The following is a 22,104-nucleotide window of genomic DNA, read 5'->3' as shown; positions in this document are numbered from 1 at the left end:
CGCCTCGGGCGGGGGACCACCCGACGACTGTGCCCTCCCCCCCCCGGCCCCAGCCAGAGGCGGCCCTCGCCCGTATCCAGCTCCCGCACGCGGCAAGCTGCATCGGTCCCGGACACGCCGGGACAAGGAGACGTCCCGATGGCCGACAGGACACCGCTTGTTGCCTCCCGGACCGGCAAGTCCGGCGTCGAGACCGCCCTGGCCGGGGTGCGGGCCGCCCTGGGCCTGACAGGCCCGGACACCGGGTCGCCGCTGGACCGCCTGCCGTTCCTGGGCGAGGACCTCACGGCCGGAGCCGAGAACGAGCTGCAGGCCGTGGTGTGTGGCCGGGCGCGGGATGTGGATCTGCCCCAGGCGATCCTGCAGTCGAGCTTCTACCGCCAGGCCCGCCGGCGGATGGAAACCGGCGAGACCTCGCCCCGGATGCTGGCCGAGCTGGATGCCTTCCTGGCCGCCGAAGGCACGGTGGCCTGGGACAACTCCTGGGTACGCCTGCCCCGCCATGCCCTCTCGCCCCTGGCCAGCCAGGTGCTCCGGGAGGACCTCAGGGCGGACAAGGGACAGCCGGGCAGCCCCTTGCGCGACGACGCCCACCGCTTCCTGTTCGAAGAGGCCGGCGAGCCCTGGCTGCGCATCCCGCTCAGCTACCTCCTCAAGCTGGCCCTGGCCGATGCCGTCGACCATGAGGAGGGCCGGCTGCCGGCGGTGCGGGCGACCGGCCTCCGGCTGCTGGATCACTTCCTGTCCGACAACACCTCGCCGGAGACCCTCTCCTGCCACGTGGTGCAGGGCCAGTCCCGGGTGGGCCAGGAGCTCGCCCGGGAGACCGCCAAGCGCTACCTCCTGAGCCAGCTCCTGGTGGCGTACGCCAACCGCCAGTTCCGGCTGGCCGATCATGGCCAGGAGGCGGTGGTCTATTTCTCGCCCCACCCGCCGGTGCGGCAGAAAAGGCTCAACGACCTCATCTCGGACAGCTTCTACCGGGAGCTGTTCATGAGCCCCTGCCTGTCCGGCTGGAACCGGGGTGAGGAGAAGCACCGCTACATGGGGCTGTGCCACCAGACCCTGTCCCGCAGCCAGCTCAACGCGGTGATCAAGCTCAGGGAGGCCGGCATCATCACCAACAACCTGGTGGTCCTGCCCAACACCTCCAACGTCAGCCTGGCCAACAACGGTGTCCATATCTCCCTGGGCAGCCGCCGGCTCACGGCGCTGCGCCAGGAGCGGGGCTCGGGCTTTGGCGCCCTGGCCGAGAAGGTCCTGGCCGACCTGGTGATCAAGATTGTCGAGCACTTCCTGCCCCTCTTCGTCGGGCTGCTGAGCGCTGCCCCGTACCGGCTGGCCTTCACCGACTTCCATCCCGAGCGGGTGCTGGGCTTCCTGCCCCACGAGCTCCACTACACCCACCTGCGCATGCTCTGGCGCCGCTGGCGCAAGAAGGCGCATTTGCAGATCCTGGGCCAGCCGTGCACCCCCCTGGGGCCGCCCTGGCTGGACCGCCTGCTCAGCCGGCTCTTCGGCCTCAAGGGCGACTTTGTCCCGGACCACCGCCTGCTGGACTACCTGGTGGCCCTCCTGTCCACCGACGGCTGCCCGGCCCTGGACGGCACCCCCGGCAACCACGAGCGGCTGAAGGAAGACCTGGCCCGACTCGGGGTCTTCGATCCCCGGATGGCCACCTATCTTCTGCTCCGGGCCCGGGAGGTGGGTCAGGCCGGCTTCTTTGGCTTCGAAGGCCGGCATTACAGCCTGTTTCCCTCCTTTGCCGACCTGGCCGTGGCCGCCGACCTCCAGGCCCTGCTTACGGCCTTCGCCTGCCAGCTGGCCCTGTCGGGACGCATCACCCATGCCGATCTCCCCGACGATCCGTTCACCGAAAGCGAGCGGCGGCAGGTGGTGTTCGCCGCGGCCATCGATCTGCCCACCTTCTTCGTACGCCGGGACACCGGCAACCTCCTGCTGCGCCAGATCCTGGCCCTGACCGGAGAGACCCGGCCCAGCCGGCGCTACCCCGGCTATCTGCGGGTACGCCTGGACGACTACCGCCAGGCCCTCCTCCGCCTGGTGCGCCGAGAGGCCGGCCAACTGGTGGCAGCCTCCGGCAGCGGCCCGGACCTGGATGCCCTGGCCGCCGCCAGCCGCGACCCTGCCGGACTGGGGGCCGCCGGCCGCCTGACCGCCGCGATCCTGGAGCTGGCCGGCGGCCGCTCGCCCCTGGATCTGCCCGCCGAGGAGGTCAATCTGGCGGCGGAAGGCTTCTACCGCCACCAGCTCCGCAGCCGCCAGACCGGCGAGGCCCTGGAAATCCTGGCGCAGGACCTGGCGGCCGGCGATGCGAGCGTCCGGACCGCGGCCGAGGCGCTGGCCGGTGACAGCGGCAGCGCCTTTTTGGCCGCCTGCCGCCACGTGGTGCCGAACGGCCGGGCCGATGCCCCGGTCCTGCGCCGGCTCATCGGCCTGCTGCTGGTCTCCCTGGACCACGACCAGCGGCGGATGCATCGGGACGGGCCGCCGGCGGCAGCCCTTGGACGGGCGGCGTAGGCCCCCGCCCGTGACCAGAGGATGAAACCGGCATGAGCAGCAGCATGGTCCACCAGTACATCGACCGGGAGACCAGCCTGGTCCGGACCGAGCACCTGTTCGGGGACGGCCTGATACGCTTTTTCTACGATGAGACCAGGGAGCGCACGCCGGCCCTGTTCCGCGCCCTCACTTCGGCCCGCATGTCGCGTCTTCTGGCCTACCTCCACTACGACCGCCGGCTGGCCGAGCTCTTGCCGGTGGGCCGCCGCTTCCTGAGCCAGGTGGGGGTGGATCTTGCGGAGTGCCTCGGCCATCCGGACGAGCTGGACACGCCGCAAAAGGTCTTCGAGCGCCGCATCCGCTTCTGGGACTGCCGGCCCATGAGCACCGACCCCGGAGCGGTGGTCTCCCCGGCCGACAGCCGGGTGCTGCTGGGCTCCCTGGCCGAGACCTCTCTGCTGTTTCTGAAGGAGAAGTTCTTCGACCTGGCGGAACTGGTCGACCGGTCGCGGCCGGTCTGGGTGAGTGCCTTTGCCGGCGGCGACTGGGCCATCTTCCGGCTGACCCCGGACAAGTACCACTACAGCCACACCCCGGTGGCCGGGGTGGTGCGGGATTTCTACACCGTGGACGGCCTCTACCATTCGTGCAATCCATGCGCGGTGGTGGCCATGGCCACGCCGTATTCCAAAAACAAGCGCACGGTGACCATCATCGACACCGATGTGGAGGGCGGCACCGGAGTGGGCCTGGTGGCCATGATCGAGGTGGTGGCCCTCATGATCGGCGAGGTCGTCCAGTGCTACAGCCCCCACCGGTATGACCTGCCCCGGCCGGCTCGGCCCGGCATGTTCCTGCGGAAAGGCCAGCCCAAGAGCCGCTACCGGCCGGGGAGCTCGACGGATGTGCTGCTCTTCCAGCCCGGCCGGGTGGCCTTTGCCGAGGATCTCACCCGCAACCTCCATCGCCAGGACGTGGCCAGCCGCTTCAGTGCCGGCTTTTCCCGCAGCCTGGTGGAGACCGACGTCAAGGTGCGCTCCGACATCGGCCGGGCGCGCCGGCCGCCCTGCACACCCCGGGAGACCCGGTCATGACGAATGCCCTGTTTCTGGCCCTGTTGGGCGCAAGCCTCTTCACCCTGCAGGCCTGGGGGGCGTATGCCCTGCCGGCCGAGAACTGGCAGATCATTGCAGCGGCGCCGCGCCGCAAGGAGGCCGGCGGCTCGTGGCAAGGGGTCAACTACACCTTCTACGGCTTCTTCACCGCCACCGCCCTGGTCCTGGCTGTGGCCCTGGCCCTGGTGCTGCTGCGCTCCCTGGACATCCCGCTCCTCTGGCTGGCCACGGTCATGGCCCTCATCCTCGGCCTGGCCGTGCCGGCGGCCCGGCTGGTCGCCCGGCTGGTGGAAAAAAAGGCCCACACCTTCACGGTGGGCGGCGCCTCGTTCTGCGGCATCGTCGCCGCCCCCTGGGTCATCGGCAGCGTCAATGCCGTGACCAGGCACATGGGGGGCCAGGCGGTGCCGGTCATGCCGGTGCTCGCGGCCCTGGCCATCGCCCTGGCCCTGGGCGAGGGGGTCGGCCGCCTGGCCTGTTTGTCCTTCGGCTGCTGTTACGGCAAAAGGATGGCCGACCTGCCGCCTTGGCTGGCCGGGCTCCTGCGGGGCTATGGCACTGTGTTTGCCGGCGAGACCAAGAAGGCGGCCTACGAAGGGGGATGCTGCCAGGTGCCGCTGGTGCCGGTGCAGTCCCTGTCCGCTGCGGTCAACACCCTGGCCGCCCTGGCGGGCACCGGGCTTTTCCTGGCCGGCCGCCATGCCAGCGCCTATCTGGTGGCCCTGGGGCTGAGCCTCGGCTGGCGCTGCCTGGCCGAGCAGCTGCGGGCCGATTTCCGGGGCGGCGGCCGCCTGTCCGCCTACCAGATCATGGCCGCCGCCGGTCTGCTCTACGGGGTCCTGACCACCGTTCTCCTGGGCGCCGACCTGCAGATGCCGCCACCGGTCATCCGCCGCGGCCTGGCCAGCCTCTGGCAGCCCGGCGCCATCCTGGCCCTCCAGGGCCTGTGGGCAGCGATCTTCCTCTATACCGGCCGCAGCTCGGTCACCCGGGCCAGTATCGCCTTCGAGGTGGTGCGCCAGCGGGTGTAGCGGTCAAGGCATGGTCTCCGGAAGGAGGATGAACCCCGCTTGACGGAAATGCTGATCAAGGGTGAGCGCTGGTCTGCACCCCATCTGCTCCATCACCAGGAAGGAAAAGCAATCAACCAGCCCCCCACCAGGACGAGCAGATAGCTGGTATCGAGGAAGATGCGGTCCTTCATCGCTTGAGATGTCCGCGCCGTGGCTGGCTGGCAGCGATCTTCCTCGATACCGGCCGCAGCTCGGTCACCCGGGGCCTAACCGAATCCTCATCTTTGCCAAACCGGAAACAAACACTGCTGTCCTATCCTGATGACCGATGAAACAGATGCCGGAATCCATGGACGCTGACAGCAGGATCGGCGAGCCGACAGAGGAGGGGGGAGCTGCGGGCGGTGCCGCAAGCGAGCTGCCGGCCTGCCCCCGCTGCGGCGGCGGCGCGGTCTACCGCTACGGCCATGACCGCCACGGGACCAGACGCTGCCGCTGCCAGGTCTGCGGCCGCCAGTTCAGCCTCGGCCACACCCGGCCGGAAATGGACGACCGCCCGGCCTGCCCTGTCTGTGGCAGCCGGATGCACATCTGTCAGCGGGCCGCACGGGGCCTGGTGCTCCGCTGCGCCGCCTATCCGATCTGCAGGACCTATCACAGGATCGAGCTTTGCGAGGACTGACACCATGGGCTACTACAAGCATCACGTTCCGGGACGGCTGCGCATCAGGAGTCCAAGGGTGCGCCGCAACGAGGCCGCGGCCCAGGAGACCGAACGGCTCATCAGCCAGCTGGCTGGCGTGCGCTCGGTGCAGGCCAACCCGGTCACCGGCAGTGTCACCGTGCAATACGATCGGGAGCGCCTCACCCCGGTGGCCATCCTCCGCCTCCTGGAGCGGGAAGGCCTCTTCGATCCGAAGCAGGCCATGAGCCACGACCAGCATCTGGCCCACACCTCCGGCAGGATGGGAGAGCTGGTGGGCAAGGTGGTGATGAGCCTGGCCATGGATCGAGCCCTGGCCGGCACCGGCCTGTCCTTCCTCTCCGCCCTGATCTGACCCCCCTCCCCTGCCCGGCCCGCTGCCATCATGGCAGCAGGCCTTCAAAACGGGTCCGGGCTGGCAAGGATGAGGTGTGCCCTGAGCAGGGAAGTAATGAATTTACCTGCTACCTGGGCGCCATCCGTCCTTGCCAGGGCCGAACCGCCTCCGTACCATAGGGCATCCGTAGACGAGGCACCGATCCGGTGGCCGACCCGACCTTCGGGCTTGGGTAGCGTCGTGCTGCCGGGGCTGACCGGAACGCTGCAGAGCAAGGGGGGTGCGCATGGGCATGGTGGGAGATCTTCTCAAGGGCAAGACGCTGGTGGGCCTGGCGGTTGGCCTGGGGGCGGCGGTGCTGGCGCCACGCCTTCTGCCGGTGCTGGCCCAGGCTGCCAAGCCGGTGGCCAAGGCGGCCATCAAGAGCGGCCTGGTGCTGTTCGAAAAGGGCAAAGAGCTGGCTGCCGAGACCGGCGAGATCGTCGAGGACCTGTGGGCGGAGGCCAAGGCCGAGGTGGAGGAGGAGCACGCCCTGGCTGCTGGCATGGCCGGGACCGGAGCTGCCTGTCCCCAGGAGCAGCCGGAGCCGGAGGCGGGGCGACTGGCCGTGGACGAGGCCGACAGTGGGCAGCCTGCCTGAGGCGCGGCTTGCCCACCAGCTCCCCGGCCGTGCTCGCCTGCGGATCCCCTCCCGGCAGGGAGATCCGGTCTTCTTCGCCGGCCTGGAGCCGCAGCTTCTGGCCCTGCCCGGCTGCCTGGCCGTCGTAAGCCATGCCCCCCGAGGCAGCCTGGTGGTGCACCACACCGGCAGTCTGCAGGCCTTGGCTCGCCAGGCCCGGCAGGCCGGGCTGTTCGATCTTGCCGCCGGGCCGGAGGCCAAGCGCCCGTGGGCCCAGGGCCCGGTCTCGGTGGCCGTGGCCTTGCGGCAGGAGGTCCGGGCCGCCGATCAGCAGGTGCGCCGGGCCACCGGCGGCCGCTTTGACCTGCCGACCTTGGCGGGCATCGGCCTTCTGGGGGCCGGCGTGCTGCAGATCCTGCGGGGCAATCTGCGGGCTCCGGCCTGGTACACCCTGTTCTGGTACGGCCTCACCCTCCTGTCCGGGGTCCAGGTGGGCGGGAGGAGGCCGGAGGCGGCAGGCGCGCAGGGTCCTGCGACGGGAGTCTCCCGGGACTGAGTGTCCCTTGTCCAGGGGGCGAAGAGGAACATCCGAAGGGACGAGGAGGCAAGCCGATGGTCATCGTGGAAGACGACACCCAGACAGCGACGGCGAGTGGCCCCAGCCTGCAGCAGGCTGGCACCCAGATCAAGAACGGCATCATCCACAGCCTGAAGGGCTTGAACGAGATCGAGGCCGAGATCGTCGCCCTGGCCCGCAACGTGGTCTGCAGCACCCTGCGGGCCACGGGTGACGTGGCCAAGAGCACCGGCGAGGTGGCCAAGGGCACCGTCGACGTGGCCGGCGATGTCATCAAGGGCGCCATCCAGGCCACCGAAGAGGTGGGGGCCGGCCTCATCCTGGGCACCAAGAGTGTGGCCAAGGGCGTGATCATGGGGGTGAGCGATGTGGGCGGCGACCTGGTGACCGCGGCCGGCCAGACCGCCCGGGGGGCCGTGCAGGCCGCGGCCTCGGTCGGGGCCGATGTGGGCCTGGTGGCCCGCCGGACGGTGGACGGGGTCCTGGAGGCCACCCGGGAGGTGGGTGGCAACATCGAGGAGGTCGGCCGCACCGCGGTGGTGGGAGCCATCGAGGCCGCCGGTGCCATTGGCAAGACCGCCAGCCGCACGGTCACCGACGTGCTGGTGGGGGCCATTGGCGGGGCAAAGGAGGTGCTCGTCGCTGCCCTGCCCTCCGCCCCGAGTCCGAAGACGACGAAGGCCGCGGCGGCCGCGGCTGTGCCTCCGGTCGCTCCCGAGGCTTCTGAAGGCGAGGCCGCGGAAGACAAGGGCGGTGCCCGCAAGGCCTTGGTCAAGAAGTAGCCGCCCATGCCGCCCGGCGCTTCGCCTGCTCGGCCCCTGGCCGCATCGTCCGTGGTCGCCACCATCCACGATGCGGTCAGGGGCCGAGCCCGTTTCCGGGTGCCGGGGCTGCGGCGCAGCAAGGCCCTGAAGGTCCATCTGGAAAGCCGGCTGCTCGCCTTTCCCGGCATCGGTCCGGTGTCGGCCAGCACGGTCACCGGCCACCTCCTCGTTTTCTACAACTCCCTTCAGTCCAGCCGGTCGGTGAAATCCTGCGTCGAGGCCGTGCTGGGGGCGGCCGCTGGAAAGGGCACCCCGGCTCCGCCGTCCCCGGTGCCGCAGGTGGCCGCTCCCCGACCCCGGCCGCCAGGGGCCAGCGTGCCCCGACCGGCCAGCGCGACCCCCGCCCTCTCCTGGCATGCCCTGGACCGCCAGGAGGTGGTGCAGGCGCTTACGACCTCTCCGGCCGGCCTGAGCCAGAAGGAGGCGGACCGCCGGCTGGCCCGCTACGGCCCCAATCTGCTGCCCGAGGCAGTGCCCCGGTCGCCCTGGCGCGTCCTCGCCGAGCAGCTGGCCTCGGTGCCGGTGGCGCTCCTGGCCGGGGCCGCGGTCCTGTCCGCTGCCACCGGCGGCCTGGTGGACGCGGTGGTGATCATGGGGGTGGTGGGCATCAACGCCGCCATCGGCTACGTCACGGAAAGCCAGACCGAGCGCACCATCCATGCCCTGAAGGATCTGGTGCGGCCCCGGGCCCTGACCTTGCGGGATGGGCAGGTCCGGGACACCGGCGTCGAGGAGCTGGTGCCAGGGGATGTGCTGGTCCTGCGCCCCGGCCAGTACGTCGCCGCCGACGCCCGGCTGGTGGAGAGCGCCCGGCTGTCCATCGACGAGTCGGCCTTGACCGGTGAGAGCGTGCCCGCGGCCAAGCAGGCCGAGGTGACGGTGGAGGCGGCGATGCCCCTGCCGGACCGCTGCAACATGGTCTATCTCGGCACTCTGGTCACCGGGGGCCAGGGCCTGGCGGTGGTGACCGCCACCGGCAGCCAGACCGAGGTGGGTGCCATCCAGACCATGGTGGGCCGGGAGACCGCACCGGCCACCCCCATGGAGCAGCAGCTGGACCGGCTGGGCACCCAGATGTCGGTGGTCTCGGGCGTGCTGTGCGGCCTGGTCTTTGTCCTTGGACTCCTGCGAGGCCAGGGCTTCATCCCCATGCTGAAGGCCGCCATCTCCCTGGCCGTGGCCGCGGTCCCTGAAGGGCTGCCCACGGTGGCCACCACCACCCTGGCCCTGGGGGTGCGCGCCATGCGCCGCCGGGGGGTGCTGGTCCGCCACCTCGACGCCATCGAGGCCCTGGGCGCCACCCAGGTGCTGTGCCTGGACAAGACCGGCACCATCACCGCCAACCGCATGACCGTGGTGGAGGTGCTGGTGGGTGGCCGCAGCCATGCCCTGGACGGGCCGCGTGCCCCCCTGTCCCTGGGCGATGGCGAGGGACTGGCCAACGAGGCCCGGGCCCTGGCCGCGGTGGCCTGTCTGTGCACCGAAAGCGAGGTCATCCCCGGCGAGGGCGAGGTGGTGGTGAGCGGCTCGCCCACCGAAAAAGCGCTGGTGCACATGGCCATGGATGCCGGTCTCGACGTGGCGGCCATGCTCCTGGCCCTGCCCCGCGCGAGCATCCTGCACCGGGCCGAGGGCCGCAACCTCATGGTGACCCTGCACACCAACGGCGGTGGCCCGCGCCTGGCAGCCGTCAAGGGCAGCCCCCTGGAGGTCCTGGCACTGGCCTCCTGCCATATGCAAGGCGGCGAGGTCCGGCCCCTGGACGACGAGACCCGGGAATTCCTGCGCCAGGAGAACGAGGTCATGGCCGGCAAGGCCTTGCGGGTCCTGGGTCTGGCCTACGCCCTCCTGGACGAGGACGACTCCGTCACCGACGCGGAGGCCCTGGCCGGCTGCCAGCTCACCTGGCTGGGCCTGGTGGGGATGGCCGATCCGGTGCGGCCCGGGGTGCGGGCCCTCATCGCCCGCTTCCACCGGGCCGGCGTCAAGACGGTGATGATCACCGGCGACCAGTCGCCCACCGCCTACGCGGTGGGCAAGGCCCTGGACATCTCCGGCTCGGAGCCCCTTGGCATCCTGGACTCCACCACCTTCAGCCATCTGCCGCCCGAGGCCCTCCAGGCCCTGGCGGCCCAGGCCGCGGTCTTCTCCCGGGTGAGTCCGGCCCACAAGCTGGAGATCGTCCGGGCCTTGCAGGCCAGCGGCCGGGTGGTGGCCATGACCGGCGACGGCATCAACGATGGCCCGGCCCTGAAGGCCGCCGACATCGGCATCGCCATGGGTGGCACCGGCACCGATGTGGCCCGGGAGGTGGCGGATGTCATCCTGGAGGATGACCAGCTGGACACCATGCTGGAGGCAGTGGCCCAGGGCCGCACCATCCACGGCAACGTGCGCAAGGCCCTGCATTTCCTCCTCGCCACCAACTTGAGCGAGATCATCGTCGTCTTCGCCGCCAATGCCGCCGGCCTGGGCCAGCCCTTGACCGAGATGCAGCTCTTGTGGATCAACCTGGTCACGGACATCTTCCCGGGCCTGGCCCTGTCCCTGGAGCCGGCCGAGGCAGACGTTCTTTGGCAGCCGCCCCGGGACCCCCGGGAGCCCATCGTCCACCGGGCGCACCTGGCGCGGCTGGGCCGGGAGGCAGCGGTGCTGGGGGCCTCCTCCCTGGCCGCCTACGGTTACGGGCTGGCCCGTTACGGCCGGGGCCCCCGGGCCGGCGGCCTGGCCTTCCTGTCCCTCACCATCGGCCAGCTCCTGCACGCCCTGTCCTGCCGCTCCGACCGCCACACGGTGCTGGACTATGGCCACCTGGCGCCCAACCGGCACCTGTCCCGGGCCCTTTTGGGATCCCTGGCCCTGCAAGGGGCGGCCATTCTGGTGCCCGGCCTGCGCTCCTTCCTGGGCGTGGCCGCCCTGGGGGTGAGCGATCTTCTGGTGGTGGGGGCCGCCGCTGGCCTGCCGCTTGTCGTCAACGAAACCGTGAAGAAGGCCACCACGGCCCGGCGGCCGCCGGCCACCCCCTTGCCGCCGGTGCCGGCCTGCTGAGGCCACAACCCGTGAGGAAGGCCCATGCGCCAGAACTTCATCTTCACCTCCGAATCGGTGACCGAGGGCCATCCGGACAAGCTGTGTGACCTCATCAGCGACGCCATCGTCGATCGCTTCCTGCAGCAGGATCCCTGTGCCCGCATCACCGCGCAGTGCGCCCTGGCCCAGAGCATCGTCTTCGTGGCCGCCCACTTCTCGTCCACCGCCCTCATCGACATCCCCCAGGTGGTGCGGGACGTCATCACCCAGGTGGGCTACAACGAGGAGGGCTTCAACGGCAAGACCTGCACGGTCCTGACCAGCCTCAATGACGTGCCCCTGGACCCGAGCCGGCGCTACGACGAGCACAGCCTGGACGAGGCCGGCGTCGAGGCGGTGGGGGCGAGAAACCAGGTCAATGTCTTCGGCTTCGCCTGCCGGCAGAGCCCCGGGCTGCTGCCGATGCCCATCTGGCTGGCCCACAAGCTGGCCCGCCGCCTGAGCGCGGTGCGCTTCCAGGGGATCCTGCCCTACCTGGCCCCGGACGGTCGCGCCCAGGTGGGGGTGGAATACCGGCAGGGCCGGCCGGTGCGGGTCAACAGCGTCAACCTCCAGGTCTGCCTGCGCGCCACCGCCGGTGCCGTGGATCCCGATCGTCTGGGCAACGAGGTGCGGGCGGCGGTGATCGAGCCGGCCTTTTTTGGCGAAGAGATCCAGCCCGACGGCACCACCCTGGTCATGGTCCGCAGCGGCGGCTCCTTCCTGCCCTGCGGCCCCACCGCCCATTCCGGGCTCACCGGTCGCAAGAACGCCATCGACACGTACGGCGAATACGCCCGCCACAGCGGCGCTGCGCTCTCCGGCAAGGACCCCAACCGGATCGACCGCACCGGCGCCTATGCGGCCCGGTACGCCGCCAGGAATCTGGTGGCGGCAGGGCTGGCCGGCGAGTGCGAGGTGCATCTGAGCTATGCGGTGGGGGTGGCCCGGCCGGTGAGCGTGCAGGTGGAAAGCTTTGGCACCGGTCACCTGGATGACGAGGCCCTCGGCCACCTGGTGCGCCGGCAGTTCGATTTCCGGCCCGCCGCCATCCTCCGCCAGTTCCGGCTGCGGCACCTGCCGGCCTCGGTCAAGGGCGGCTTCTACCGGAAGCTGGCCGCCTACGGCCAGGTGGGCCGGATGGACATGGGCCTGCCCTGGGAGGTCACGGATCGGCTCGCCGCCCTGCGGGCCGAGGCCGGCCTGGCGGCACGGGCGGGGGGCTAGCCGAAGGGACGGCCAGCCGGAAACTGGCCATGGTGGCCTCCCATAAGTCCTATAGGTCCTGCAGGTCCTATAGGTCCCGTGGGTCCATGGGTCCATGGGATTTGTGGCTTGCCATACGCGGGGCGCACCCAACTGGGTGAGACGCCGGAAGTCCGCTCTGGTGGCCGTTGTTTCCTGCGAGAGACCGCCCGCCCTCAGAGCAGGTCCGAGGCCAGGTCCGCCAGTTGCGAGCGCTCGCCCTTGGCCAGATGGACATGGGCGAAGAGGGGCTGGCCGGCCAGCTTGTCGATGAGGTGGGACAAGCCGTTGGACTGGGTGTCCAGATAGGGGTGGTCGATCTGGAACAGATCGCCGGTGAGGACGATCCTGGTGCCAGCCCCGGCCCGGGTGACGATGGTCTTCACCTCGTGGGGCGTGAGGTTCTGGGACTCGTCCACGATCACGAAGAGCTTCACCAGGGAGCGCCCCCGGATGTAGGCCAGTGGCTCGATGACCAGCCCGCCCTCGGCCAGGAGCCGGCCCAGGGCCCGGTGGCGGTCGGAGCCTTCCGGGAACTGGCCCCGGATCACCGCCAGGTTGTCGTAAAGGGGCTGCATGTACGGGTGCAGCTTGGCCTGCACATCCCCGGGCAAGAAGCCCAGGTCCCGGTTGGACAAGGGCACCACCGGCCGGGCCAGGAGGATCTGGCGGTAGTCATGGAGCCGCTCCAGGGCAGCGGCCAGGGCCAGAAGGGTCTTGCCGGTGCCTGCCTTGCCGGTGATGGCCACCAGGGGGATATCCCGGTTCATAAGGGCATCCAGGGCAAAGGCCTGCTCGGCGTTGCGAGGCGTGATCCCGCTGGCGCTCCCTTTCCGGACCAGGCGGACGGTGCCGGCCGCGGCCTCGAAGAAGCCCAGGGCCGACTGCTTGCCGTTGCGCAGGATCAGAAACTCGTTGGCCGCCGGCTGGCGGCTCAGTCCCGCCTCGCCTGGCTCCAGGCGCCCGCCGGCGTGGAGCTGCTCGATGACGCCGGCCGTCAGATGATCGACGGCCGTGCAGCCCCGGTTCAAGGTGGCCGGATCCTTGACGTGATCGCTGGTGTAGTCCTCGGCGGCCAGCCCCAGGGACCGGGCCTTCATCCGCAGGTTGACGTCCTTGGAGACCAGAATCACCGGCCGGGACGGATGCTCGCCGGCCAGCCGGTAGGCGACGTTGAGGATCCGATGGTCGGCGCTGTCCGTATGGAAATGGGGACGCAGATCCCGGTGCACCGGCTTTTCCAGGCGCACCATGATCCGCCCTGCACCCCGGTCGATGGGCACGCCGCCGTTGAACAGCCTGGCGGCATCCAGGGCATCCAGTGCCCGGGTGAACTCCCGGGCATGGTAGTTCACCGCCTGACCACCCTTCTTGAACCCGTCCAGCTCCTCGATAACGGTGATGGGCACGACCACGTCATGCTCCTGGAACCGGTGGAAGCACGACGAATCGTGGAGAATGACATTGGTGTCCAGGACGAAGATCTTGCGTCTCTTGGGCATGGGGTCTCCTGGAGGGTTGCCGGCGATGTCGGACGGCGCGGCTCGACACGAAAGCAGGGCGGGAAAACCAGGCGGTCAGGCCGGGAAATGGCGGGCGGGAAGGAATCGGCCATGGCTCACTATGCCCGGGCCAGATGAAGGAGGGATGAAGGTTTGATCAATTGTCCGTGAAGGACCCGCGGTAGGGGCCAGGGGCATTAACGAAATCCTCACCACCTCCTTGCCCAATCCTGACACAAGGGCCGTATGCTGGACACGAATCGTCGAGGCTGCCGGCCTCCCCATCCCCAGCCATCCTGCGAGGAATGCCATGGAATGCCGATTCTTGAAGCGCTACGACACCGGCGAGGGCGGCTGGGCTGTTTCGTGCTGCACCGCCCGCAGCTGCACCTACATCCCCAGTCTCGCTGAGCTGAGCCGGCGCTGTGGCAGCGGCAGCGGCTGTCCCTTCCGGCCGGCGGCCATGGCCCGCCCGCAAGCGTCGCCTATCCCCCCGACCGGAGGCCACACCGACCCGGTGGCGGCCTGAATGCCCACCAGACCACGAGGAGACGTCTCCATGGAGCCTGACATCGCGGAGAAGCTCCAAGAGCTGCGGCAGGCCGCCCAGGCCTTTTCTGCCCGGATCGACGCCTTCAGGGAAGAGATCAAGGAGGGTGGCCGGAGTGACCGCGGGCTGGGCAACGGCATGGAGGAGGCGGAGTGCGCCATGGTCGACTCCATCCACCATGTGAGCATCCGTCATGCCGAGGCCTGCCGGGCTCGCATGCAGCAGGTGCAGGAGGCGCTGGCGCGCCTGACCGGGGGTGGCTACGGGATCTGCCGGGAATGTGAGAATCCCATCGACCGGCGCCGGCTGGCGGTGCTGCCCTTTGCCGTCCTGTGCCGGGAATGCCAGGAGGAAACGGAGACGGCCCCGGGCGGGCGCGCCTTCCCTTGTCGGCCGCCGGCCGCCGGCCGCCGGCCAGCCGGCGTCACTCCTTGAAGCGGTAGCCGATGCCCCGTACCGTCTCGATGAGCTTGCCGGCCTCCCCCATCTTCTTCCGCAGGCCGAAGATCTGCACATCCACCAGCCGCGGGGTCACCGCGTACTCGTAGCCCCGGACCTTGTCGATGATCTGCTGGCGGGTGAAGACCCAGCCCGGCCGGCGGACCAGAAGCTCCAGGATGGCGAACTCGGTCACCGTCAGATGGATCTCCCGGCCCTCGTGGGTGACCAGATGGCGGCTGGGGTCGACGGTCAGCCGGCCCACCACCAGGAGATCCTGCTTGGGCGCGTCCTTGCGGCCCTCCTGCTGGCTGCGGCGCAGGACTGCAGCGATGCGGGTCAGGAGCATCTTGGGGCTGAAGGGCTTGGTGAGGTAGTCGTCGGCGCCCAGGTTGAGGCCGGTGACGATATCCTCCTCCTCGCCCTTGGCGGAGAGGATGATCATGGGCAGGGCCTTGGTGCTCTCGGCGGCGCGGATGCCCCGGCACACCGCCAGCCCGTCCATGCCCGGCAGCATGATGTCGAGCAGCACCAGCGCCGCGCGCTCCCGGCCGAGGATGGCCAGGGCCTCCTCGCCGGAGTCGGCGCACAGCACCCGGTAGCCCTGCTTCACCAGGTTGTAGGTGACCAGCTGCTGGATGTTCTCGTCATCCTCCACCAGGAGGATGGGCTCCCTGGCCATGCCGCTCCTCCCTCTCTCTTTCAGGCGCCGGCGGCAGCGTCGCCCGGCTCCGGCCGGTGGCGGACGATGGCGCCCTGCTGCATGTAGATGACATCCTCGGCGATGTTCGTGGCATGGTCGGCGATCCGCTCCAGGCCCCGGGAGACGCCGAGGAGGATGTTGAGCTGGGCATAGCGCTCCGGCGAGCGCTGCATGATCTCCTCGATCCGGGCCCGGATCGCCCCCTTCATCCGGTCCACCTCGTCATCCCAGAGCCGAACCCGGTGCGCCAGATCCACGTCGAAGTGCACGAAGGCGTCCAGGCTCTGGCTCAGAAGCGCCGCCACCTTGACGAACATCTGCACCAGCTCCGGCGGCGTCTGGGCCGGCCCGGCCTGGCCGCCGAGCCGGGCTGCCGCCGCCATCGGCGCCACCTTCAAGGCGATCTTGACGCACAGATCGCCGATCCGCTCCAGGTCGTTGTTGATCTTGAGGATGGTGATCACCTGCCGGAGATCCCCGGCCACCGGCTGAAAAAGGGCCAGGACCGCCAGGCAGCTCTCCTCCAGGGCGATCTCCGCCTGGTTGAGCAGCCGGTCGTTCTCGCGCACCTCCTGGGCCAGGGCCACGTCCCCGGCCAGGAAGGCCCGCCGGGCCTGCTCCAGGCTCTCGCCCGCCAGGGCCCCCACGACCAGGAGCTGCCGCCGCAGCCCCTCAAGCTTTGCGCTCAGCGTCTTGCCCACGCGCCATCCCCCTTGTGCTGTGGAGCCAGCCTGCCCCGGGCTCAGCCGAAGCGGCCGGTGATGTAGTCCTCGGTGTCCTTGCAGGCCGGTACCGTGAAGACCTGCTTGGTCTCGCCGTACTCCACCAGGCGGCCCAGGTACATGAAGGCGGTGTAGTCGGAGACCCGCGCCGCCTGCTGCATGTTGTGGGTGACGATGACGATGGTGTAGCTGCCCCGCAGCTCGGCGATCAGGTTCTCGATCTGGCTGGTGGAGCGGGGGTCCAGGGCCGAGCAGGGCTCGTCCATGAGAATGACGTCCGGCGCCACGGCGATGGCCCGGGCGATGCACAGCCGCTGCATCTGGCCGCCGGACAGCCCCATGGCCGATTCCCGCAGCCGGTCCTTGACCTCATCCCACAGGGCCGCCCGCTTCAGGCTCTGCTCGGCCACCGCCTCCAGGGTCGCACGGTCGTTGATCCCCGCCACCCGGAGGCCGTAGACCACGTTCTCGAAGACCGACTTGGGGAAGGGGTTCGACTTCTGGAAGACCATGCCGGCCCGGCAGCGCAGGCGGATGACGTCCATCTCCGGGGAGAAGACATCCTCGCCCTCGATGCGGATACTGCCCTCCACCCGCACCCCCTGAATGAGATCGTTCATGCGGTTGAAGCAGCGCAGAAGGGTCGACTTGCCGCAGCCGGAGGGCCCGATCAAGGCCGTCACCTCGTGGCGGGGGATGCCGAAGGCGATGTCGAACAGGGCCTGGGCCTGGCCGTAATAGAGGTTGAAGCGGTCGACGACGATGATCGGATCGCCCACAGTGGCGATACGGACTGTTCCTTCTGCCATGGCGATAACAGTACCTTCGCTCGGGGAGCGCTTGGCGGTCCTCAGACCCCGCTCACGTAGTAGTGCCGCCGCATGCGGTTGCGGAGCAGGATGGCGCCGCTGGTCATGAGCACCACGATGCCCACCAGGAGCAGGGTGGTGGTGAAGACCATGGGCTTGGCCGCCTCGACGTTGGGCGACTGGAAGCCGATGTCGTAGATGTGGAAGCCCAGATGCATGAACTTGCGATCCAGGTGCAGATACGGGAAGACCCCGTCCACGGGCATGGCCGGTGCCAGCTTGACGACACCGGTGATCATGAGGGGCGCCACCTCGCCGGCAGCCCGGGCCATGGCCAGGATGAAGCCGGTCATGATCCCGGGTGAGGCCATGGGCACGAGGATGCGGGTCAGGGTCTGGAAGCGGGTGGAGCCCAGGGCCAGGGAGCCCTCGCGGATGCCGGTGGGGATGGCGCCCAGGGCCTCCTCGGTGGCCACGATCACCACCGGCACGGTCAGCAGGCCCAGGGTCAGGCTGGCCCAGAGGATGCCGCCGGTGCCGAAGGTGGGCGTGGGCAGCCGCTCCGGGAAGAAGGCCTGGTCGATGGCCGCGCCCAGGCCGTAGATGAAGAAGCCCAGGCCGAAGATGCCGTAGACGATGCTGGGGATGCCGGCCAGGTTGTTCACCCCCACCCGCACCAGCCGCACGAGCGGCCCGGGCTTGGCATACTCCCGCAGGTAGATCCCGGCCAGGACCCCGAAGGGGAAAGAGAACAGGCTCATGAGAAAGACCATCATCACCGTGCCCAGGATGGCCGGGAAGAGCCCGCCCTCGGTGTTGGACTCCCGGGGATCGTCCAGCAGGAGCTCCTTGAGCTTGCCCAGGTAAAGGCCCAGTTTGGCGGTCAGCGACATGGCGTTGGGCCGGTAGGCCCGGACGATGTCCAGGAGGGGCACCTCGCGCTCCCGGCCGGCGGCATCCTGCATGAGCACCACGTCCTGGCGCAGGGCCGCGGTCCGCCGGGACAGCTCGCCGGCCTGGCTGGCAAAGAGCGCCGCCAGCTCCGCCTCCTGGCGCTCCAGCTCGAGGACCTGCGGCTGGTCGGGGCTCTGGCCGGCAAAGAGGAGCGAGCGCCGGCGATCCTTGATGGCAGCCAACCGGCGGTTGAGCTTGGACAGGCCCTCGCTGCGGGCGGTCAGCTCCTGCCGCTCCCTGGCCACCCGCGCCAGGGCGGCCGCAAGCCCCGGCCAGCCGTCCTGGCCGGCGGCGGCGGCTCCCAGCGCCGGCAGCCGCAGGCCGGCAATGAAGCCGTAGAAGTTGCCGTACTCCTGCCGCTCCAGCACCAGGGCCTCCGGTGGCGTGGCGGTCGATTGCACCTGGTCTGCGGGCACCCAGCGGAAGTCCAGGCCATAGAGGTCCCGGTTGCCGATCTTGAGCTGCAGCCGCCGGCCGCCGTCCGGCCGCTCCTCCTCCTGGAGGATTTCCCCCAGGAGCGGCGGCCCGCCGCTCATCTCCAGCCGGGTGAGGGTGTGGGGCCAGAACACCCCCAGGCCGTTGGCCAGCACCACCAGCAGGAGGCAGGTGGCCATGAGCAGGATCAGGCTTACGGCCGTGGCGCTCAGCCAGACCCAAGGCTCCCCCTCCCGCCAGTACCGGCTCTGCTGTCGCCCGTCCATAACGACCCTCCCGGGTATGACGCCGCTGGCCCACCGCCTCCGGGCCAGCGGCCGGCGGCGGCGGTCGCTCAATAGCGCACGTATTTGCGCCGCAGCCGCTCGCGCACCAGCTCGGCCGTGGTGTTGATGACAAAGGTCAGGAGGAAGAGGATCACCGCGCACAGGAACAGCACCCGATACAGGGTGCCGCCGAAGGGCGCCTCCGGCACCTCCACGGCGATATTGGCGGCCAGGGTCCGCATGCCGTTCCAGGGCGCCAGATCCATGATCGCTGTGTTGCCGGTGGCCATCAGCACCACCATGGTCTCGCCCACCGCCCGGCCGAGACCGATCATGAGGCCGGCAAAGATGCCGGGGCTGGCCGAGGGCAGGATGACCTTCCAGACCGTCTGCCAGCGGCTGGCGCCCAGGGCCAGGGAGGCGGCGGTCAGGCTGCCGGGGATGCTGGACAGGGCGTCCTCGGCGATGGAGAAGATGATGGGGATGACGCAAAAGCCCAGGCCGAAGGCGATGATCACCGCGTTGCGCTGGTCGTAGCGCACCCCGAGGTGCTCGTAGAGCCAGAGCTTGAAGTCACCGAGCCAGGCCGCCTCCAGACGCGGCCCGGCAGCGATGCCCAGCCAGACCACGGCGACGATCACCGGCATCACCCACAAGAACTCGGTGCCGGGGCGGGCCCGGCTGGCGACCCCATGCCGCTGGGCCAGCCGCCACAGCATCATGATCAGAAAGAAGGCGGCAGGCAGGAGAGCCGTGGCCAGGATCACGCCCACCAGGGATCCTTCCACCAGGGGCGCCAGCCAGAGGGCCGCCAGAAAGCCCAGCACCACCGAGGGCACCGAGGCCATCACCTCCACCACCGGCTTGACCAGGGCCCGGGTGCGGTGGCCGGCGAACTGGCTGATGTAGACCGCGCCCAAAAGGGCCAAAGGCACGGCCAGGGCCATGGCGTAGAGGGTGCCTTTGAAGGTGCCGAAGATGAGGGGCACAATGCCAAGCTTCGGCTCATAGTCGTCGTTGGCTGCCGAGGACTGCCAGGCGTGGGCCGGCCGGTCGTAGCCCTCGTACCACACCGGCGCAAAGAGCGTCCGCCAGCTGACCTCCGGGTGGGGCATCTCCACGGTCCACAGCCGGTAACGGCCGTCGGCCGCCACCCCCAGGAGGCCGTTGTTGCGGGGCGCCAGGGCCCAGAGGCTGAGGCCCGGCTGGGAGTCCAGGCGCACCAGCCGGCGCTCGCTGGTCATGTGATCGAGATGGACCGCGCCGCTGGCATCCAGGCTCAGGAGGCTCTTGTCCCGCTCCGAGGCGATGATGCGGGTGACAGCGCCGTCATGGCCGGACAGGCGGTGGATCGGCTGCAGCCGTTTGCCCTCCCCCGGCGCATCGCCGAAGGGCACCGGCATCCAGGTGGCAAGCCCCCCCTGGCCGTCGCCCACGGCCAGGGACTGGGAGCCGAGCACCAGGGCCAGGGCCGTGATCGGCCGATCCGGTCCTGCCGCGGCCGATTCCTGCAGCCGGGGATCCTCGAGATCGTCCAGAGGCCAATGGAGCAGGCGGCCGCCGGCGGTGCCGGCGTAAAGCGCCTCGCCGCCGGCACTCAGGACCAGCTCCGTCACCGCCCCGGCCGCCGATTCCACGGCCAGCTCGGCCGTCTCCAGCACCTCCTGCTGGTCGCCGAAGAGGTCGGTCTTGACGCCCCGGCGGTGGACCAGGATGCGGTTGTCTGCCCGGAGCACGGCCACCGTCAGGCCCTCCTCGACGCTGCCGGCAGCGGCCGCCCGCACCGCCGCCGGACCGGCGCCATCACCGGGCAGCAGCCACACCGCCTCCGCCAGGATGGGGCGCTCGCCAACAGGCGCCAGGGACAAGGACAGGACCGAGATCGCCCCGTCGCTCCAGAGCACCACCACCTGCCGCGGCCGGTCGGCCCGGGCCAGGCGCACCGTAGCCGCCTCGTCGCCGCCGGGATGGCGGAGCCGCTCCCGGTGGGTCTCCTGGCCATCGGCCAGCCGGAAGGTCAGAAAAGCGCCGTCCGCCCGCAGCAGATAGGCGTGGGCCATGGTCTCGTCCACCCCGGCCAGAAGGACATCCCCTCCCCCCGGCTCCGGGGAGACGGCGCCTTCCCGGACCAGCTCCGTGGCAGGCGGCAGAAAGAGCGGCAGGGCAACCCGGGCGATGAGCACGATGATGGCGAGCACGCAGCCGATCACCAGGATGCCGCCCAGGGTGATGACCTGGCGGGCCAGGCGATCCAGGCGCTGGCGGCGCTGGATCTGGCGGCGGTCCGTGAACAGGGACGGGTCGAAGGGTGTCTGGGGCAAGAGTGGAAGGTCCCGGGGCTGATGCGGTGCAAAGCCGCTCGAAAGCCGAGCCGGCCGATGGCCGAAGGCCACAATAGATGTCTCTTGTTAAGATTTGATTACGATTCTATTTGGCTTCGATGAAGGACGGCAAGCAGGTGCGGGCAAAAAAAGCATCCCCCCGGGAAAGCCCCGGGGGGATGCTCCGGCAAGGTGGGAAGAAGGGCAGCAAGGGTCGGGCCGGCGCCTCTTCCGGCCCCGCTCACTGGAGCTTGGCCAGCTCCTTGGTGACCACGGCGGCCGGCAGCGGCAGGTAGCCGTCCTTGACCACGATCTGCTGGCCTTCCTGGGACAGGGCGTAGCGCAGGAATTCGCTCACCAGGCTGTCCAGGGGCTTGGCCGGATCCTTGACCACGTAGATGTAGAGCATCCGGCTCAAAGGGTATTTGCCGGACAGGACGTTGTCGTAGGTGGGCTCGAAGGCCGGCTTGCCGTCGGCCGCCGACAGGGCCAGGGCCTTGACGCCGGAGGTCAGATAGCCGATGCCCGAGTAGCCGATGGCGGCCTTGTCCTCGGTGATCGCCATGACCACTGCCGCCGACCCCGGCTGCTCCTTCACCGTATCCTTGAAGTCACCCTTTGCCAGGGCGTGCTCCTTGAAATAGCCGTAGGTGCCGGAGGCAGAGTTGCGGCCGTACAGGCTGATGGGCCGGCCGGCCAGCTCGCCGGTCACCCCCAGCTCGCCCCAGGTATTCACCGGCGCATGGCCGCTCTTGCCGGTCTTGGAGAAGATGCCGTCCACCGCTGGCAGGGACAGCGCCTGCACCGGGTTGTCCTTGTGCACGAACACCGCCAGCGAGTCCAGGGCCACGCCGATGCTGGTGGGCTTGGCGCCGTACTTCTTTTCCAGCTCCTCCATCTCCGAGGCCTTCATGGGCCGGGACATGGGGCCCAGCTGGGCGGTGCCGGCCAGCAGGGCCGGGGGGGCGGTGCTGGAGCCCTTGCCCTCCACCTGGATGTTGACGTTGGGATAGACCTTGCGGAAGCCCTCGGCCCAGTAGGTCATGAGGTTGTTGAGGGTGTCGGAGCCGATGGAGTTGAGGTTGCCGGCGACGCCGGTGGCCTGCTGGTACGCCGGAATGGCCGCATCCACCTTGACCTCGGCCGCCTGGGCGGCGCCTCCCCCCAGGCCGGTCAGGAGCATGGCTCCCGCGACCATCGCCGTTCTCGCCAACACGCTTTTCATCATGATCGATTCCTCCAACAGGGTGAATGGATGGGTGCCCGGGCCGGGAGCCGCGTGCCCGCGCCACCCGCACCCGTGTCGTGCCTGGGACAAGGATAGACCGGATCCGTTACGATTTGATGAAGATGTTGTGAGCATTCCGTAAAAGCGGCAG

The 22,104-nt window shown here is 69.7% G+C and carries 19 protein-coding genes and 1 pseudogene; 12 read left to right on the top strand and 8 right to left on the bottom strand.

Annotation, left to right across the window (positions count from 1 at the left end):
• Positions 1-138 precede the first annotated feature (138 nt).
• From AB1634_04400 to AB1634_04390, 3 genes are read left to right on the top strand one after another with little or no spacing between them, the layout of a single operon-like run.
• Complete coding sequence (locus AB1634_04400; protein MEW6218760.1) at positions 139-2,541, top strand: hypothetical protein; 2,403 nt, start codon at positions 139-141, stop codon at positions 2,539-2,541.
• A 32-nt stretch (positions 2,542-2,573) separates the two neighbouring features.
• Positions 2,574-3,617 (top strand): phosphatidylserine decarboxylase, encoded by a 1,044-nt coding sequence (locus tag AB1634_04395; protein MEW6218759.1) that lies wholly within the window; start codon positions 2,574-2,576, stop codon positions 3,615-3,617.
• Positions 3,614-4,669: a prolipoprotein diacylglyceryl transferase family protein gene (locus tag AB1634_04390; protein MEW6218758.1), complete on the top strand. Its 1,056-nt coding sequence runs from the start codon at positions 3,614-3,616 to the stop codon at positions 4,667-4,669. The genes AB1634_04395 and AB1634_04390 overlap by 4 nt, the downstream gene beginning before the upstream one ends.
• Before the next feature lie 3 nt (positions 4,670-4,672).
• Here the strand turns inward: AB1634_04390 and AB1634_04385 are convergent.
• A pseudogene (locus AB1634_04385) lies at positions 4,673-4,792 on the bottom strand (PIN domain-containing protein).
• Between the two features lie 208 nt (positions 4,793-5,000).
• On the opposite strand from AB1634_04385, the gene AB1634_04380 reads away from it, so the two are divergent.
• The 7 genes from AB1634_04380 to metK all read left to right on the top strand — a co-directional run bounded on the left by AB1634_04380 (position 5,001) and on the right by metK (position 12,007).
• The gene (locus tag AB1634_04380) at positions 5,001-5,333 is read left to right on the top strand and encodes an Insertion element protein (protein MEW6218757.1); all 333 of its coding nucleotides are present in this window, start codon (positions 5,001-5,003) and stop codon (positions 5,331-5,333) included.
• A gap of 4 nt (positions 5,334-5,337) precedes the next feature.
• Positions 5,338-5,709, top strand: a complete 372-nt coding sequence (locus tag AB1634_04375; protein MEW6218756.1) for an HMA2 domain-containing protein — start codon at positions 5,338-5,340, stop codon at positions 5,707-5,709.
• Between the two features lie 268 nt (positions 5,710-5,977).
• Positions 5,978-6,331 carry a DUF5132 domain-containing protein gene (locus AB1634_04370; GenBank protein ID MEW6218755.1) on the top strand — a complete coding sequence of 118 codons (354 nt, stop codon included), beginning with the start codon at positions 5,978-5,980 and terminating at the stop codon, positions 6,329-6,331.
• On the top strand, positions 6,315-6,866 hold the full coding sequence (locus tag AB1634_04365) for an HMA2 domain-containing protein (GenBank protein MEW6218754.1): 552 nt from the start codon (positions 6,315-6,317) through the stop codon (positions 6,864-6,866). The genes AB1634_04370 and AB1634_04365 overlap by 17 nt, the downstream gene beginning before the upstream one ends.
• Positions 6,867-6,922: 56 nt before the next feature.
• Positions 6,923-7,669, top strand: coding sequence for a hypothetical protein (locus tag AB1634_04360; GenBank protein ID MEW6218753.1), 747 nt, complete (start codon positions 6,923-6,925; stop codon positions 7,667-7,669).
• A 6-nt stretch (positions 7,670-7,675) separates the two neighbouring features.
• Positions 7,676-10,759 (top strand): HAD-IC family P-type ATPase, encoded by a 3,084-nt coding sequence (locus AB1634_04355; protein MEW6218752.1) that lies wholly within the window; start codon positions 7,676-7,678, stop codon positions 10,757-10,759.
• A 24-nt stretch (positions 10,760-10,783) separates the two neighbouring features.
• Positions 10,784-12,007, top strand: coding sequence for a methionine adenosyltransferase (metK, locus tag AB1634_04350; protein MEW6218751.1), 1,224 nt, complete (start codon positions 10,784-10,786; stop codon positions 12,005-12,007).
• A gap of 194 nt (positions 12,008-12,201) precedes the next feature.
• On the opposite strand, the gene AB1634_04345 is transcribed toward metK, so the two are convergent.
• On the bottom strand, positions 12,202-13,527 hold the full coding sequence (locus AB1634_04345; protein ID MEW6218750.1) for a PhoH family protein: 1,326 nt from the start codon (positions 13,525-13,527) through the stop codon (positions 12,202-12,204).
• A gap of 310 nt (positions 13,528-13,837) precedes the next feature.
• Here AB1634_04345 and AB1634_04340 point away from each other — a divergent pair, with 310 nt between their 5' ends.
• A complete protein-coding gene (locus tag AB1634_04340) occupies positions 13,838-14,056 on the top strand; it encodes a hypothetical protein (GenBank protein ID MEW6218749.1) in 219 nt (72 codons plus the stop codon).
• A gap of 30 nt (positions 14,057-14,086) precedes the next feature.
• Positions 14,087-14,512, top strand: a complete 426-nt coding sequence (locus tag AB1634_04335) for a TraR/DksA C4-type zinc finger protein (protein ID MEW6218748.1) — start codon at positions 14,087-14,089, stop codon at positions 14,510-14,512.
• On the opposite strand, the gene AB1634_04330 is transcribed toward AB1634_04335, so the two are convergent.
• The 6 genes from AB1634_04330 to AB1634_04305 all read right to left on the bottom strand — a co-directional run bounded on the left by AB1634_04330 (position 14,502) and on the right by AB1634_04305 (position 21,908).
• On the bottom strand, positions 14,502-15,197 hold the full coding sequence (locus AB1634_04330; GenBank protein ID MEW6218747.1) for a response regulator transcription factor: 696 nt from the start codon (positions 15,195-15,197) through the stop codon (positions 14,502-14,504). The two genes, AB1634_04335 and AB1634_04330, sit on opposite strands and share 11 nt — an antisense overlap.
• Positions 15,198-15,217: 20 nt before the next feature.
• Entirely contained in the window at positions 15,218-15,919 is a 702-nt protein-coding gene (phoU, locus tag AB1634_04325) for a phosphate signaling complex protein PhoU (GenBank protein ID MEW6218746.1), read from the bottom strand.
• Between the two features lie 41 nt (positions 15,920-15,960).
• On the bottom strand, positions 15,961-16,749 hold the full coding sequence (gene pstB / locus AB1634_04320) for a phosphate ABC transporter ATP-binding protein PstB (protein MEW6218745.1): 789 nt from the start codon (positions 16,747-16,749) through the stop codon (positions 15,961-15,963).
• Positions 16,750-16,790: 41 nt separating this feature from the next.
• On the bottom strand, positions 16,791-18,404 hold the full coding sequence (gene pstA, locus AB1634_04315; GenBank protein ID MEW6218744.1) for a phosphate ABC transporter permease PstA: 1,614 nt from the start codon (positions 18,402-18,404) through the stop codon (positions 16,791-16,793).
• Positions 18,405-18,472: 68 nt separating this feature from the next.
• Positions 18,473-20,725: an ABC transporter permease subunit gene (locus tag AB1634_04310; protein ID MEW6218743.1), complete on the bottom strand. Its 2,253-nt coding sequence runs from the start codon at positions 20,723-20,725 to the stop codon at positions 18,473-18,475.
• A 241-nt stretch (positions 20,726-20,966) separates the two neighbouring features.
• Positions 20,967-21,908, bottom strand: a complete 942-nt coding sequence (locus AB1634_04305; GenBank protein MEW6218742.1) for a phosphate ABC transporter substrate-binding protein — start codon at positions 21,906-21,908, stop codon at positions 20,967-20,969.
• Positions 21,909-22,104: the final 196 nt, after the last annotated feature.

It is taken from the genome of Thermodesulfobacteriota bacterium (genome assembly GCA_040755095.1).
Taxonomy (GTDB): Bacteria; Desulfobacterota; Desulfobulbia; order Desulfobulbales; family JBFMBH01; genus JBFMBH01.
Note: the sequence above shows the minus strand (reverse complement) of the source record. Positions and strands in the feature narration are given on the sequence as shown.

Excerpts from the sequence above, each read along its gene's own strand:
- AB1634_04355 (MEW6218752.1), top strand. The coding sequence starts at position 7,676 with ATGCCGCCCGGCGCTTCGCCTGCTCGGCCCCTGGCCGCATCGTCCGTG.
- AB1634_04345 (MEW6218750.1), bottom strand. The coding sequence starts at position 13,527 with ATGCCCAAGAGACGCAAGATCTTCGTCCTGGACACCAATGTCATTCTC.
- AB1634_04380 (MEW6218757.1), top strand. The coding sequence starts at position 5,001 with ATGGACGCTGACAGCAGGATCGGCGAGCCGACAGAGGAGGGGGGAGCT.
- metK (MEW6218751.1), top strand. The coding sequence starts at position 10,784 with ATGCGCCAGAACTTCATCTTCACCTCCGAATCGGTGACCGAGGGCCAT.
- AB1634_04390 (MEW6218758.1), top strand. The coding sequence starts at position 3,614 with ATGACGAATGCCCTGTTTCTGGCCCTGTTGGGCGCAAGCCTCTTCACC.
- pstA (MEW6218744.1), bottom strand. The coding sequence starts at position 18,404 with ATGGACGGGCGACAGCAGAGCCGGTACTGGCGGGAGGGGGAGCCTTGG.
- AB1634_04400 (MEW6218760.1), top strand. The coding sequence starts at position 139 with ATGGCCGACAGGACACCGCTTGTTGCCTCCCGGACCGGCAAGTCCGGC.
- AB1634_04375 (MEW6218756.1), top strand. The coding sequence starts at position 5,338 with ATGGGCTACTACAAGCATCACGTTCCGGGACGGCTGCGCATCAGGAGT.
- AB1634_04370 (MEW6218755.1), top strand. The coding sequence starts at position 5,978 with ATGGGCATGGTGGGAGATCTTCTCAAGGGCAAGACGCTGGTGGGCCTG.
- AB1634_04340 (MEW6218749.1), top strand. The coding sequence starts at position 13,838 with ATGGAATGCCGATTCTTGAAGCGCTACGACACCGGCGAGGGCGGCTGG.
- AB1634_04360 (MEW6218753.1), top strand. The coding sequence starts at position 6,923 with ATGGTCATCGTGGAAGACGACACCCAGACAGCGACGGCGAGTGGCCCC.
- pstB (MEW6218745.1), bottom strand. The coding sequence starts at position 16,749 with ATGGCAGAAGGAACAGTCCGTATCGCCACTGTGGGCGATCCGATCATC.
- AB1634_04305 (MEW6218742.1), bottom strand. The coding sequence starts at position 21,908 with ATGCTCCTGACCGGCCTGGGGGGAGGCGCCGCCCAGGCGGCCGAGGTC.
- AB1634_04330 (MEW6218747.1), bottom strand. The coding sequence starts at position 15,197 with ATGGCCAGGGAGCCCATCCTCCTGGTGGAGGATGACGAGAACATCCAG.
- AB1634_04335 (MEW6218748.1), top strand. The coding sequence starts at position 14,087 with ATGGAGCCTGACATCGCGGAGAAGCTCCAAGAGCTGCGGCAGGCCGCC.
- AB1634_04395 (MEW6218759.1), top strand. The coding sequence starts at position 2,574 with ATGAGCAGCAGCATGGTCCACCAGTACATCGACCGGGAGACCAGCCTG.